This window comes from Sneathiella chungangensis (genome assembly GCF_009882935.1).
Taxonomy (GTDB): Bacteria; Pseudomonadota; Alphaproteobacteria; order Sneathiellales; family Sneathiellaceae; genus Sneathiella; species Sneathiella chungangensis.
In genome coordinates this window covers 146,620-159,869 of the sequence record NZ_WTVA01000003.1, presented here as the reverse complement: position 1 = coordinate 159,869, position 13,250 = coordinate 146,620, and the positions used below count along the sequence as shown (strand labels likewise).

13 protein-coding genes are annotated in these 13,250 nt (G+C 60.4%); 5 read left to right on the top strand and 8 right to left on the bottom strand.

Going from position 1 to position 13,250, the window contains the following annotated elements; translation table 11 throughout:
* Nucleotides 1-51 precede the first annotated feature (51 nt).
* From GQF03_RS07775 to GQF03_RS07765, 3 genes are all read left to right on the top strand, one after another.
* Nucleotides 52-3,522, top strand: coding sequence for an indolepyruvate ferredoxin oxidoreductase family protein (locus GQF03_RS07775; protein ID WP_161338678.1), 3,471 nt, complete (start codon nt 52-54; stop codon nt 3,520-3,522).
* A 44-nt stretch (nt 3,523-3,566) separates the two neighbouring features.
* Entirely contained in the window at nt 3,567-4,055 is a 489-nt protein-coding gene (locus GQF03_RS07770) for a hypothetical protein (RefSeq protein WP_161338677.1), read from the top strand.
* Between the two features lie 83 nt (nt 4,056-4,138).
* Nucleotides 4,139-4,369 (top strand): DUF1272 domain-containing protein, encoded by a 231-nt coding sequence (locus GQF03_RS07765; RefSeq protein ID WP_161338676.1) that lies wholly within the window; start codon nt 4,139-4,141, stop codon nt 4,367-4,369.
* Here GQF03_RS07765 and GQF03_RS07760 read toward each other — a convergent pair whose 3' ends face one another.
* The 5 genes from GQF03_RS07760 to GQF03_RS07740 all read right to left on the bottom strand — a co-directional run bounded on the left by GQF03_RS07760 (nt 4,370) and on the right by GQF03_RS07740 (nt 7,465).
* The gene (locus GQF03_RS07760; RefSeq protein ID WP_161338675.1) at nt 4,370-4,693 is read right to left on the bottom strand and encodes a hypothetical protein; all 324 of its coding nucleotides are present in this window, start codon (nt 4,691-4,693) and stop codon (nt 4,370-4,372) included.
* A gap of 87 nt (nt 4,694-4,780) precedes the next feature.
* The gene (locus GQF03_RS07755) at nt 4,781-5,086 is read right to left on the bottom strand and encodes a DUF2312 domain-containing protein (RefSeq protein ID WP_161338674.1); all 306 of its coding nucleotides are present in this window, start codon (nt 5,084-5,086) and stop codon (nt 4,781-4,783) included.
* A 118-nt stretch (nt 5,087-5,204) separates the two neighbouring features.
* Nucleotides 5,205-5,498, bottom strand: a complete 294-nt coding sequence (locus GQF03_RS07750; protein ID WP_161338673.1) for a DUF1244 domain-containing protein — start codon at nt 5,496-5,498, stop codon at nt 5,205-5,207.
* 27 nt (nt 5,499-5,525) lie between these two features.
* The gene (locus GQF03_RS07745) at nt 5,526-6,665 is read right to left on the bottom strand and encodes a carboxylate-amine ligase (RefSeq protein WP_161338971.1); all 1,140 of its coding nucleotides are present in this window, start codon (nt 6,663-6,665) and stop codon (nt 5,526-5,528) included.
* Nucleotides 6,666-6,685: 20 nt separating this feature from the next.
* Nucleotides 6,686-7,465 carry an N-formylglutamate amidohydrolase gene (locus GQF03_RS07740; protein WP_161338672.1) on the bottom strand — a complete coding sequence of 260 codons (780 nt, stop codon included), beginning with the start codon at nt 7,463-7,465 and terminating at the stop codon, nt 6,686-6,688.
* 168 nt (nt 7,466-7,633) lie between these two features.
* Here GQF03_RS07740 and GQF03_RS07735 point away from each other — a divergent pair, with 168 nt between their 5' ends.
* Nucleotides 7,634-8,506: an FkbM family methyltransferase gene (locus GQF03_RS07735; protein WP_161338671.1), complete on the top strand. Its 873-nt coding sequence runs from the start codon at nt 7,634-7,636 to the stop codon at nt 8,504-8,506.
* A gap of 145 nt (nt 8,507-8,651) precedes the next feature.
* Nucleotides 8,652-10,073, top strand: a complete 1,422-nt coding sequence (pyk, locus tag GQF03_RS07730) for a pyruvate kinase (protein WP_161338670.1) — start codon at nt 8,652-8,654, stop codon at nt 10,071-10,073.
* Between the two features lie 4 nt (nt 10,074-10,077).
* Here the strand turns inward: pyk and GQF03_RS07725 are convergent, their stop codons facing one another.
* The 3 genes from GQF03_RS07725 to GQF03_RS07715 all read right to left on the bottom strand — a co-directional run bounded on the left by GQF03_RS07725 (nt 10,078) and on the right by GQF03_RS07715 (nt 13,245).
* The gene (locus tag GQF03_RS07725) at nt 10,078-10,635 is read right to left on the bottom strand and encodes a tetratricopeptide repeat protein (protein WP_161338669.1); all 558 of its coding nucleotides are present in this window, start codon (nt 10,633-10,635) and stop codon (nt 10,078-10,080) included.
* A gap of 68 nt (nt 10,636-10,703) precedes the next feature.
* Entirely contained in the window at nt 10,704-12,005 is a 1,302-nt protein-coding gene (glcF, locus tag GQF03_RS07720) for a glycolate oxidase subunit GlcF (RefSeq protein ID WP_161338668.1), read from the bottom strand.
* Nucleotide 12,006: 1 nt separating this feature from the next.
* Nucleotides 12,007-13,245, bottom strand: coding sequence for an FAD-binding protein (locus tag GQF03_RS07715; protein WP_161338667.1), 1,239 nt, complete (start codon nt 13,243-13,245; stop codon nt 12,007-12,009).
* Nucleotides 13,246-13,250 lie beyond the last annotated feature (5 nt).

Genomic DNA, 13,250 nt, shown 5'->3' with positions numbered 1-13,250 from the left:
GCTTATATCAATCATCAGTATTGGTGCATTCTAACAGGAGTGAGGGAAGACATGCAGTTGGCTAATGTCACGCTGGACGACAAATACACACTGGAAGAAGGTCGCATTTTCCTGACCGGCATTCAGGCGCTGGTGCGCCTGCCGCTGATGCAGAAGGAACGCGACCGCGCCGCCGGGCTCAATACGGCGGGCTTTATTTCCGGTTATCGCGGCTCCCCCCTCGCCGGCTATGACCAGTCGCTCTGGAAGGCCAACAAGATCCTGAAGGAAAACGACATCCATTTCGAACCGGGCGTCAATGAGGATCTGGCCGCCACCGCCGTCTGGGGCAGCCAGCAGCTCAATATGTTCAAGGGCGCGCGCTATGACGGCGTCTTCGGCCTCTGGTACGGCAAGGGCCCGGGCGTGGACCGCTCCGGCGACGTTTTCCGCCATGCCAACAGCGCCGGCACGTCGAAATATGGCGGCGTCCTCGCGCTTGCGGGCGACGATCACGGCATCGTCTCCTCCTCCATCGCGCATCAGAGCGAGCATAGCTTCGCCGGCTGGATGATGCCCGTGCTGCATCCCGCCAATGTGCAGGAGATTCTCGACTACGGCCTCCTCGGGATCGAGATGTCGCGCTTCTCCGGCCTCTGGATCGGCTTCAAATGCATCTCCGAGACGGTGGAAGGCGGCGCCTCCGTCTATGTCGCGCCCGATCGCGGCAATTTCATCCGCCCGAATATCGAAATGCCCGAAGGCGGCCTCAATATCCAGCCCCATGACAACCGCTTCGATCAGGAAGTGCGGCTCAACAAGCACAAGGTCTATGCCGCCCGCGCCTTCGCCAGGGCCAATAATATCGACCATATCACCATGGACAGCCCGAAGCGCCGCTTTGGTATCGTGACCGTCGGCAAGTCCTATTACGACGTGCGTCAGGCGCTCCGCGATCTTGGCATCAATGACGAGCTCGCCGCCGATATCGGCCTCACCGTCTACAAGGTCGGCATGCCCTGGCCGCTGGAGCCCGACGGCATCCGCCAGTTCGCCGAAGGGCTGGAAGAAGTGCTGGTGATCGAGGAAAAACGCGCCGTCATCGAAAACCAGATGAAGGAGCAGCTTTATAACTGGGACACCAAGGTGCGCCCGCGCATCCTCGGCAAGTTCGATGAGGACAAGAAACCCCTGCAACCCTCCACCGGGGAGATGACCCCGGCCATGGTCGCGCGGGTGATCGCGGGCCGTATCCGCCGTTTCTATACCTCCGAATCGATCGAGAACCGCCTCGCCTTCCTCGACCGCAAGGAAAAGCAGCTTGAGGCGAAACCGGCGAAGCTGGTGCGCACGCCGTTTTATTGCTCCGGCTGTCCGCATAACACTTCCACCGTGGTGCCGGAGGGAAGCCGCGCGGTTGCCGGGATCGGCTGCCATTTCATGGTCACCTGGATGAACCGCAACACCGACACCTTCACCCAGATGGGCGGCGAAGGCGTGCCCTGGATCGGGCAGATGCATTTCACCGACGAGAAGCATATCTTCGCCAATCTCGGCGACGGCACCTATTACCATTCCGGCATTCTCGCCATCCGCCAGGCGGTCGCGGCGAAGGCCAATATAACCTACAAGATCCTCTATAACGACGCTGTCGCCATGACCGGCGGCCAACCGACGGAGGGGCATATCACCCCCTGGCAGATCGCCCAGCAACTGGAGGGGGAAGGCGTTTCCGTGATCCGCGTGGTGACCGATGAGCCTGAAAAATATGCGGAAGGCACGCCCTGGCCCAAGGGCACGACAATCCATCACCGCGACGATCTGGACAAGATCCAGCGGCATCTGCGCGAGGAAAAGGGCGTCTCGATCCTCATCTACGATCAGACCTGCGCCGCGGAAAAACGCCGCCGCAGGAAGCGCGGCACTTTCCCAGACCCGGCCAAGCGCGTGATCATCAATGATCTCGTCTGCGAGGGCTGCGGCGATTGCTCCGTCAAGTCGAACTGCCTCTCGGTCGAGCCGATCGAGACGGAATTCGGCCGCAAGCGGACCATCAACCAGTCCACCTGCAACAAGGACTATTCCTGCGTCAACGGCTTCTGCCCGAGCTTCGTCACCATCGAGGGCGGGGAGCTGCGCAAAGCCGCGCCCCATGCGGCGGAAAACCCGGCGGAGGGCATTCCCGCCCCGGCAATGCGTGAGCTCAAGGGTCCCTACCGCATCCTGATCACCGGCATCGGCGGCACCGGCGTCGTCACCATCGGCGCCATCGTCGGCATGGCCGCGCATCTGGAGGGCAAGGGCATTTCCGTGCTCGATCAGGCCGGTCTCGCCCAGAAGGGCGGCGCCGTCACCAGCCATGTGCATATCGCCCCTGCGCCGGAAGACATCAACGCCGTCCGCATCCCGGCCGGGCGCGCCGATCTGCTGATTGGCTGCGATATGGTGGTTTCGGGCTCCTACGACAGCCTCGCGAAGTTTGATGTGAATGTCGCCCATGCGGTGATCAACGCGCATCCGTCGCCAACCATGGATTTCACCCTCGATCCCGACGCGCCCTTCCCGGTGAAGGACACCCTCGATCATATCCGCGAGGCGATCGGACCGGATCAATGCGATCTGATTGAGGCGAGCGAGATCGCGACGACGCTTCTGGGTGATTCCATCGCCACCAACCTCTTCATGCTCGGCTTCGCCTATCAGAAGGGGTTGATCCCGCTCACTGAGGAGGCGCTCTTGCGCGCGGTCGAACTCAACGGCGTGGCCGTTCCCTTCAACAAGAAGGCCTTCGGCTGGGGCCGCGTGATGGCGGCCGATCCCGACCGGGTCATGAAGGAAGTGACCGAGCTGAAAGGCCCGGCCCTTCGCATGCAGCCGACGGAGGATCTGGAGGAAATGATCTCCCGCCGTATCGAGTTCCTTACCCAATATCAGAATGCCCGCTACGCCAAGCGCTACAGCGATCTGATCGCCCGCGTCCGCACCCGCGAGAGCGAGGTCATGCCGGGCACGACGTCACTGTCGGAGGCGGTGGTCCGCTCCTATTTCAAGCTGCTCGCCTACAAGGATGAATATGAGGTCGCGCGGCTCTACACCGACACGACCTTCATGCAGCGGGTGGAGCGGATGATGGACGGGGAATATGAGCTGAAATTCCATCTCGCCCCGCCGCTCTTCTCCAAGCGCGACCCGGATACAGGAGAGCTCAAGAAGAAGGAATACGGGCAATATATGATGAAGGCCTTCGGCTTCCTCGCGAAATTCAAATCTTTACGCGGCACGCCGCTCGATATTTTCGGCTATCAGGAGGAACGTAAAACCGAGCGGGCGCTGATCAAGGAGTTTGAAGGCATCATCGACGAGCTGCTCTCCGGCCTGACCACCGCCAATCACGCCATCGCGGTGGAAATCGCCGCCCTGCCCCAGCATATCCGCGGCTATGGCCATGTGAAGGACAAGGCGATCAAGGTCTATCGCGGCGATCTCGAGAACCTGCTCACCAGCTACAAAAGCCCTGAACCGAAGAAACAGGCAGCGGAGTAATTATTTAAATTGCTCAGAATCTAAGCCACAACATGAACATTACTATGAAAGACTTTGATCAAAAGCTATTTAAACTACATCAACATTGGCTGATTGCAGATTCTGTAAAGGAAGCCTTACGCGCATATCAAAACTCCAGTTCTTCTTTGACGGTGGATTTGCCCGAGAAGTTGTTATCACTCGGCAGGACTCACTCAGTATTTGATGTGCAGAAAGTTTTCTATGCCTTGGTCTATGTTGTTGTGGAGGAATACCAAGCTTTAAATTATCGCGACGCACAAATTGATGCATTATTAGCCGAACGAGATAAGGTAGAAACGCTAAAGAGGTTTCGCAATGCAATATTTCACGTTCAGAAGCCACTAATATCGCCCAAAGAACTTGATTTTTTAGAAGCCGACAATGACGGAAGTTGGATTAAAAACCTGCACTATGCGATGAACTCCTTTTTTGTAGATCGGTTGGACCTTATGGAATTTATCGAAAAGTATCAGAAAAAAAATAGCTGCACTAAAACCGAACCTGATTGTTGAAATAAAAAGGCTCCCCGGGCGGCGGTCTATTGGACCTGTCCGGGGGTGCCCTCTCCCGCTATAGAGGGGCAAAGGAGAGCATCATGCTAGAGCTGAGACCAAACTGCGAGACTTGCGATAAAGACCTGCCGAACGGGGAGGTCGATGCCTATATCTGCACCTTTGAATGCACCTTCTGCGAGACTTGCGCGGAAGATGTCCATAAAGGCGCCTGCCCGAACTGCGGCGGGAATTTCAGCTTGCGTCCCGTGCGCCCCGCGAAACTGATGGAAAAATACCCGCAGAGCACAAAACGCGTGCGGGCGAAGACATAGTCAGTCGGGGAAGCGGACCCAGGTTTCCGTCTTGCCCGTGCCGCCGCGGGTCTGTTTATCCCGCGCCGGGGTGTTTCCCCGCGGCTCCCGAAAGAGGGGCTCCAGACCGCTCAGCATGGCGCGGATCAGATGCGCCGCCTCCATATTGAGGGCGATTTTCTCGTCCGGTCCCGATGCCGCCTCTTCATGACGGCGCGCCGCCGAGACGAGCAGCCGCCGCGCCTCCTCCGCCGTGAACAGGCCGGAAATCACGCATTGCTGCAACATCAGCTCGGATATGGTAAGGGCGGCGAACCCCGCCGCCTCGGTTGAAAATTTCGCCATCTCTCCAAACCACCTGGAAGGTTATTACAGGTGTGTTCTGCACTTAATTATTGCAGGTCCGGAATACAAGTGGCGACAGGTGACGCCTTAGAAAGCGGCGGCTTCCCCCTCGCCGTCCGCGCCGTCTTCCGCCGGCGGGTTTTCATCGGCGGCCATGCCAAGCGCATGTTTATACAGGTCGATCATATATTCCTGCTCCTGGAGGTCAGCCTTATCCATCTTGCGAAGGCGCAGAACCGCGCGCATGGCCTTGACATCGAAGCCGGTGCCCTTGGCCTCGGCGAAGATTTCCTTGATGTCGTCGGCGATACCCTTTTTCTCTTCCTCGAGGCGCTCAATTCTTTCGATATAGGACCGCAAATGATCCGCTGCGACACCGCCGATGTCAGCCATGACTTACCTTCTCCGTGAATATATATATGCGAACTGACCGGAAATTTTTCCGGACGGGCTTTCTAACATTTTTGGCGCGGATAAATCCATGCCTTTCGGAAAATATTTTACCCTACGCCTAGTGGCCGGGATGGCTTTTCGCAAAGGCGGCCTTTTGCTCAGACGTCGCCTCTTTCTGGTATTTCGCCTTCCATTCATCAAACGGCATGCCGTAGACAATCTCGCGCGCCTGCATCTTGTCCATCTCGATGCCCTTCTCCGCCGCCGCCTCCATATACCAGTTGGCGAGGCAGTTGCGGCAGAAGCCGCCCAAGTTCATCAGGTCGATATTCTGCACGTCGGTACGTTCGCGCAGATGATCGCGCAGGCGGCGGAAGGCCGCGGCTTCAAGTTCCAGTGTTTCCTGATCCATCGTCTTTCCTTCTTGTTGGTCGTCTGTTTATGACTCTATGCCGTGAACCGTTTCATTCAAGACCTGATCGACAACTTTTATCAGGGCGGCCTCTTTGCTGTCCCCCGCATCAACCGCGGCGCGGTAACAGGCGATCTGCCGATCGGCGGAGGCGCCGCGGCGGACAATCTCGCGCGCATGCTGGACCTCTTCAACACAGCCCAGCGCCTCCGCATCCTCGGCGGTGAGCGCGATGATCTCCTCGATCAGGTCGGCGAGCGGCACCGGCGCCGGGATGCCGAAATCGATCAGCTTGCCCTCGACACCGAAGCGCTGGGCGATCCAGCGGTTCTCCTCCACCAGTGTCTGCGGATAGACGCGCCAGCGCTGGTTATTGCGGCGCAGGCGATAGAGCATCCGGAGAATGCAGGAATAAAGCGCGGCGACGGTGAGCGCATCCTCCAAGAGCGGGCAGACATCGGCGAGGCGCATCTCCAGCGTCGGGAATTTCGCCGACGGGCGCATGTCCCACCAGAGTTTCGTCCCATCCTCGATCGTGCCGGCCTCGACCAGCGTATCGACGAGGCGGGTGAACTCGCCATAGCTTTCAAAGCGGTCCGGCAGCCCGGTGCGCGGTAGCGCGTCGAACACCGTGACGCGGTAGGATTTGAGGCCGCTCTCCTCCCCTCGCCAGAAGGGCGACGAGGTGCTGAGCGCCAGCAGATGCGGCAGGAAATAGCTCGCCTGGTTCATCAGGTCGATGCGCAGCTCCGGATCCTCGATGGCGCAATGCACATGCATGCCGCAGATCATCATCCGCCGCACCGTCGCCTGCAAATCGCGGGCGATGATGTCATAACGCTCTTTCCGCGTATGTTTCAGCTGGTGCCAGTCGGCGAAGGGATGGATGGACGCCGCCATCAGGCCAAGCCCGTGCTTGCGCGCGACATCGGACACCGTGCCGCGCAATTCATGCAGCGCCGCGCGCGCCTCGCCGATATTGTGGCAGATGCAGGTCCCCACCTCGATCTGCGAGCGGAGGAATTCCGGCGTCACCAAATGGCGGGGCAGCCGCGCCTCGCATTCGCTGAGGATGTCCTCGCTCGGCTCGATGGCGAGATCGCGGGTCTCGAGATCGACCAGCAGATATTCCTCCTCGATCCCGATGGTGAAGGTTGGTTCCTTGATACTCATGCCCGCTCCTTCTGTTACGCGGTGACGCGGCCGGGTTTGTCTGGCGCCAGCGGGCCGAGCCGGTTCAGTGCGTCGGCCATGATCGATGCCCATTTTTCCGCCCCCTGATGGGTGTCGATCAGGTCCTGGCGGATCTCGATGGCGACATTGGGGAGCCCACGCTTCGTGCCATGCTCGTTCATCGTATAGCCGAGCGGCTCGCGCGCCGAATAGGGTTCGTTGTCGCCAACGACGAGGGAACTGTTCTGCCTCAGAATATCGAGCAGCGGCAGCGCAATGCGCGGATCGTCATCCCAGAGGACGCCGATATGCCAGGGCCGCTCGAACTCATTCATCACCGGGGTGAAGCTGTGCATGGAAATGAGAAGCGGAAAGTCATGCGCCGCCTCTTTCTTCGTGATGAGACCGAGAATGGCGTCGTGATAGGGCGTGAACCAGGTCCTGATCCGCCGCTCCCGCTCCGCCGCGCTCAGATTCCGGTTGGCCGGAATATCGACGCCGTCGCTCACCTCGGGCATGATCGCAGGATTGTCCGGATAGCGGTTGGCATCGACCAAGAGGCGGGAGAAGCCCGCGAAAATCGCCGTCGCGTTCAGCTTGTCGGCAAGGCGTTTCGAGACATCCTCGATCCCGATATCCCAGGCGATATGCCGCGCCAGCACGGACGGATCCTCAAGGCCGAGGTTATCATACTCCGCCGGGATATAGCGGCTCGCATGATCGACGGTGAGCAACAACGCGCTCTCGCTGTCTTCATGCTGGATATCGTAGATCGGGGGCGTGCTGTCTGTCATGGTGCTGCATACATAATTACGGAACCCGCCAATACTATCCCAATCGCCGCGCGCGTTACAATGGAAGGAATTGGAGAAAGCTCCGGAAAAAAGCTACGCCCTGTCGACCGGGACCGGTTATAAGGGAATTGGCCACCATTTTGAAAACCAGCAGAGTGCAGGAAACCGATGCCCAACAGGCTTGAAACGCTCCTTGTCGATACCTTCCGCAACAAGCTGCTCCGGCGGTTTCTGGACAGTAAGCGCGGCCGCAAGATTCTCAGCAAGGCGTTGCCCGATGATATTACCGCACTCACCGTGCGCGCGGGCGATCACATGATCATGGTTGATCCGCGCGATCTTGTCGGGCGGTCCGTCGTGCTGCACGGCAGTTGGGGGCGCGGCGCCGTCGATCGCATCGTCGCCTATCTCGAGCGGGTCGGCAAGATCGACGGCACGGGCGTCGCCCTCAATCTCGGCGCCAATGTCGGCTGCCAGGCACTCTATCTCAAGCTGACCGGCAGGTTTACGAAGGTGATCGCGGTCGAGGCCGCGCCGCGCAACTTCGAGCTTTTGCGCGCCAATGTCCATCTCAACGGCTGGGCGGACGCCATTTCGCCCGTCCATGCCGCCGTCTATACGGAGGATGGCCGCATCACGCTGCATCTGAAGCAGGAAGGGGTGAGCGGCGGCCATTCCCTTCTGGCCCTTCCCGGCAATACTGAAGCGGTCGAGGTGGACGCCTTTACCGTCGGCAGTATCGCCCGGAACGCGGGCGTCAGCGGCGAGGATATCCAGCTTGTCTGGATGGACCTTGAGGGCTTCGATTTTGAAATATTACGCACGATCCACGCGACATTCGGCGGCGGCCTGCCCGTCCTTTTCGAATTCTCCCCGCGCTTCGTCGGCGAGGCGGCGGCGCGAGACGTCATTGCCTTCCTGCGGGCAAATTATGAAAATATTTGCGATTTTAAGGGCGCGGGCGGCGAACCGACTGCGGTGGAGGATTTCGAACGGCTTGCGAAAACCCCGCAAAAAGACCTTCTTGCCTATAATTCCTGACGGAACGCCCGCAATTTTGCGCGCCGCGCCCGGGCGATTGTCCACGATCCGAAAAAGCCGATAATATCCCTCACATGGCTGTCATAAAAAGGGTAGTATAGTCCTGTGAGTATCGGTCAAATCTTTTGTAACGAGTAAATCAGCGATGCGACGACTTAGAAAGACGAAGATAATTGCGACCCTCGGGCCCGCCAGTTCCGATCCCGACAGTATCGAGGCGCTGCATCTTGCGGGCGCCGATGTGTTCCGGCTCAATTTCAGCCACGGTGATCACAAGGATCATGAGGAACGGGTCGCGGCGATCCGCAAGCTCGAGGGCGATGTCGGCCGCCCGATTGGCATTCTCGCCGATCTGCAGGGGCCGAAAATCCGCATCGGGACGTTCAAGAACGGCTCGACAATGCTTACCAACGGCGCGAAATTCCGCCTCGATCTCGATGAGACACCGGGCGATGAGAAACGCGTCTCCCTGCCCCATCCGGCGGTTCTCGAAAGCCTGGACGAGGGCAGCATCCTCCTGCTCGATGACGGCAAGCTGAAACTGATGGTGGTGAACGTCGGCAAGGATTTTGTCGACTGCGAGGTCGCCGTCGGCGGCAAGATATCCGACCGCAAGGGCGTCAATATCCCGAACGCGCTGGTGCGCATGAGCCCGCTCACCGACAAGGACCGGCGCGATCTCGATTTCGCCCTCTCGCTCGGCGTCGACTGGGTCGCGCTTTCCTTCGTGCAGCGGCCGGAGGATATCGCCGAGGTCAAGAAGATCGTCGCCGGGCGCGCCGCCGTCATGGCAAAGATCGAGAAACCGGCGGCGGTCGAGGCGCTGGAGGGAATCATCGATCTGTCCGATGCGATCATGGTCGCGCGCGGCGATCTCGGCGTCGAGATGCCGATCCAGGAAGTCCCCTCGATCCAGAAGCGCATCATCACCCAGGCGCGCGAGGCGGGCAAACCCGTCGTCGTCGCGACGCAGATGCTGGAGAGCATGATTGCCTCGCCGGTGCCGACCCGGGCCGAGGTAACCGATGTCGCCAACGCCATCTATGACGGCACCGATGCGGTGATGCTCTCGGCGGAGAGCGCGGCGGGGGAATTTCCGCTCGAGGCGGTGACGATGATGAGCGATATCGCCGAAGTGACCGAACGCGATCCGCTGTACCGGAGCGTCATCGACGCCAAGCACGGCCATCTGGAGGCGACCACCGCCGATGCAATCAGCGCCGCCGCCTCCCAGGTCGCGCATACCATCGGCGCGGCTGCCATCGTCACCTATACCACCTCGGGCTCGACGGCGCTCCGGGCGGCGCGCGAGCGGGGCGAGACCTCGGTGCTGGTGCTGACCCCGTCGCTCAAGACGGCGCGGATGCTGGCCCTCGTCTGGGGGCTGCATTGCGTTCATACCTCGGATGCGGAGAATTTCGCCGATATGGTCAACAAGGCCTGCCGCAAGTCCTTCGCGGAGGGGTTCACGCGGCCGGGCGACCGGGTCGTCATCATGGCGGGCGTGCCGTTCGGAACGCCAGGCTCGACCAATATTCTCAGGATTGCCTGGGTCGGGGAGCAGTAGCCGCCTAGATCCGCTTCTTGTCGCGCTCGACGATAAGCTGTTCCATGCGCGCCTTCACCCCCGGCATATGCGGGTTGATCTCCATCGCCTTTTCATAGGCCGAGAGCGCGCCTTCCTCGCTCTTCTTGATGTCGTAGATCTGGCCAAGGCCGGAGAGCGCGCCGAAATGCCGGGGCTCCAGCTCCAGCGTGCGGCCGATATCCTCGATCGAGCTGTCATATTCGCCGATCAGGAACAGCACTGTCGCCCGCTTGTTCCAGCCTTCGGAGAATTCGGGATCGATCTTGATGACGGTGGAAAAGAGCGAGATGGCCTTGGCAAATTCCCCCCGGCTCATATAGCTCATGCCCTGGAGCATCAGGAAGTCGACCGTATCGCTGCCCGAGGTAAGCCAGATTTTCCAGATGCTGCCCTCAATCACCTTGGCTTTCTGGAAGTCTTCGGTCTCGGCAAGCAAGGTGAACAGCTCATCCAGTTTCGGATCGTCCTGGCGCGCGAGGGAGGGATTGCCCCAGAGGATGAGGCCGGCCACCACCAAAATGCCAATTATTCTTCGGACCATAAAAGCAATATACGGCATTTTTGCGCGATTTGATAGCACCCGCGCCGCACACAAATCTGTGAGCGGGCTTATGTCTTGCGTTTCAGCGCCGCCGGTTTCGGCCCGCCCGTCACCCAGTCGATCAGCTCCACCGTATGCAGGACCGGCAGATCCATGCCGGATGCGATCTGCGCGATGCAGCCGATATTCCCCGCCGCGACGAGATCGGGTTCGGTTTTCGCAATATTCGCGACTTTCCGCGCCTTCAGCCTTGCCGACAATTCCGGCTGCAACAAGTTATAGGTGCCGGCCGAGCCGCAGCAGATATGGGATTCCGGGATATCCCTGACGTCAAAGCCCATTTTTTTCAAGAGCATTTTCGGCTCCTGCCGTATCTGCTGGCCATGCTGGAGCGAGCAGGCGGAGTGATAGGCGACTTTGAGCGCCGGTTTCACCTTCGGCGCCTCCAGCTCGATCCGGCTCAGGAATTCGGTGATATCGCAGGCGAGCGCCGCAACGCGGGAGGCCGCCTCGGCGAGTTTTTTGTCCTTGTGATGGGCGAACAGCTCCCCATAGTCCTTGACCGTCGTGCCGCAGCCGGAGGTGTTGATGATGATCGCATCCAGCCCCTCCCCGTCCAGCTCGCGTTCCCAGGCGCGGATATTGGCGTGGGCGAAGGGGATCGCCTGTTTCTCCTTGCCCATATGCAGCGGCAGCGCGCCGCAGCAGCCCGCCGCCTTCGGGATGATCACCTCGATCCCGTGGCGATTGAGCAGGCGGATGGTGGCGTCGTTGATCTCGGGCGCCAGCACCTTCTGCGCGCAGCCGGTCATCAGCGCGACCCGCTTTTTCCGTCGTCCGCCCGCCGGATGCAGCAGCTTGCCGTCCAGCCGCGACGCGGGCGGCAGGCTTCTCGGCGCCATTTCCAGCATCGCCTTGAGCGGCCCGGAGAAGAGATCCTTCATCGGCCGCGCCAGCTTCGCGCCGAAGAGCGAGAGACGGAACAGCGCCGGGCGCGGCAGCACCAGCCCGAGAATGCCGCGCAAAAAGCGCTCGGTGAGCGGGCGCCTGTAGGTCTCCTCGATATACTCGCGGCCATGCTCAACCAGATGCATGTAATCGACGCCCGACGGACAGGTCGTCATGCAGGAAAAGCAGGAGAGGCAGCGATCGAGATGCTGCACGGTGGAGGCCGGGGCCGGCTGGCCGCTTTCCAACATCTGCTGCATCAGATAGATGCGCCCGCGCGGGCTGTCGCGCTCGTCGCCAAGCTCCAGATAGGTCGGGCAGGTCGCCGTGCAGAAGCCGCAATGGACGCAGTTGCGCAGGATATCGTTGGAGCGGGCGAACGTCGGGTCGGCAAGCTGAAGGATGGAAAATTCTGTTTTCATCTCAAATGCTTGCCTTCACATCTTCATGTTCATACATGCGCCCCGGATTAAGGATGTTTTCCGGATCGAACCCGTCCTTGATGCGGGCCGTGATCTTGCGGATGGCCTCCGGCTGCGGCTGGAACGGCGCGATTTTTTGGCGGAGATCACTGGATCCCCGGATCAAGGTGGCATGACCGGCGCCTGAAAGCGCGCCGCGAACGACGCCGTCGCCGCCCTCCTCAAGGCCGTCGGGCATCGCAATCCAGAGAAGCCCGCCGCCCCAGTCGAGGAAATAGCGGGCCTCCGGCGCCTTGCCGAGAATGTCCGCGATTACTTTGGCCGCGTTGGCGGGCGGGATGGAGACTTTCCAGATCGTCCCCGTAGTTCCGACAAAAGGTGAAACATTCTTAACAAACGCCCAGAATGTCTCGGAATTCATGCCGTGCAGTTCCTCAAGCGCGCCCTCGCCTTGCAGCATCTCACGGATGGCGGCGCATCGGAATTCTGCGGACGGGCCCGGCCCCTCGATCTTGAGGGCCAGCACCGCCTTGCCGGGACCCTTAACATAGTCAATATCGCATTGCGCGGCGATATCGGCGGGCAAGTAGGCGGCGGCGGCAACATCATGAACGGAGGAAAGCCCCCGGGTCATGAGAGGCTGCGCCATTTCCAGCGGTACATCATAGAGCAGCACCGTGCGGGTCTTCTCGGGGCGCGGCAGCACCTTGAAGGTGAGCGAGGTGGCGATGGCAAGCGTGCCGTAGCTTCCCGCGACCAGCTTGCAGAGGTCATAACCCGTCACATTCTTCATCACCCGGCTGCCGGTCTGGAAGGCCTGCGCGCGGCCGGTGAAGCCCTGAACCCCCAACAGATGATCGCGGGCGCTGCCCGCCTTGATGCGGGCCGATCCGGAGAGATTGGCACTGAAAATCCCGCCAAGCGTCGCCGCCTCCGCCGCGTGGCCCAGCAGCGGGCCGTAATCCGGCGGATCGAAGGCGAGCCGTTGCCCGCTCTGGCGGAGAAGCGCGTTGACATCGGATATGGTCGTGCCCGCCTTCGCCTTCATCACCAGTTCCGCCGGTTCATACATCTCAACGCCGGTGAGGCCGGAAAGATCAAGCCCCTGCTCCGCAGTGACCGGACGGCCTATCCCCTCCTTCGTGCCGCCGCCCCGGATCGCGAGGCCATGCCTGCCCGCAAGCGCCCAGTCGAGCATGTCGGCAATCTGCTGTTCTTCGGTGATTTTATTGATCTGCATGATGC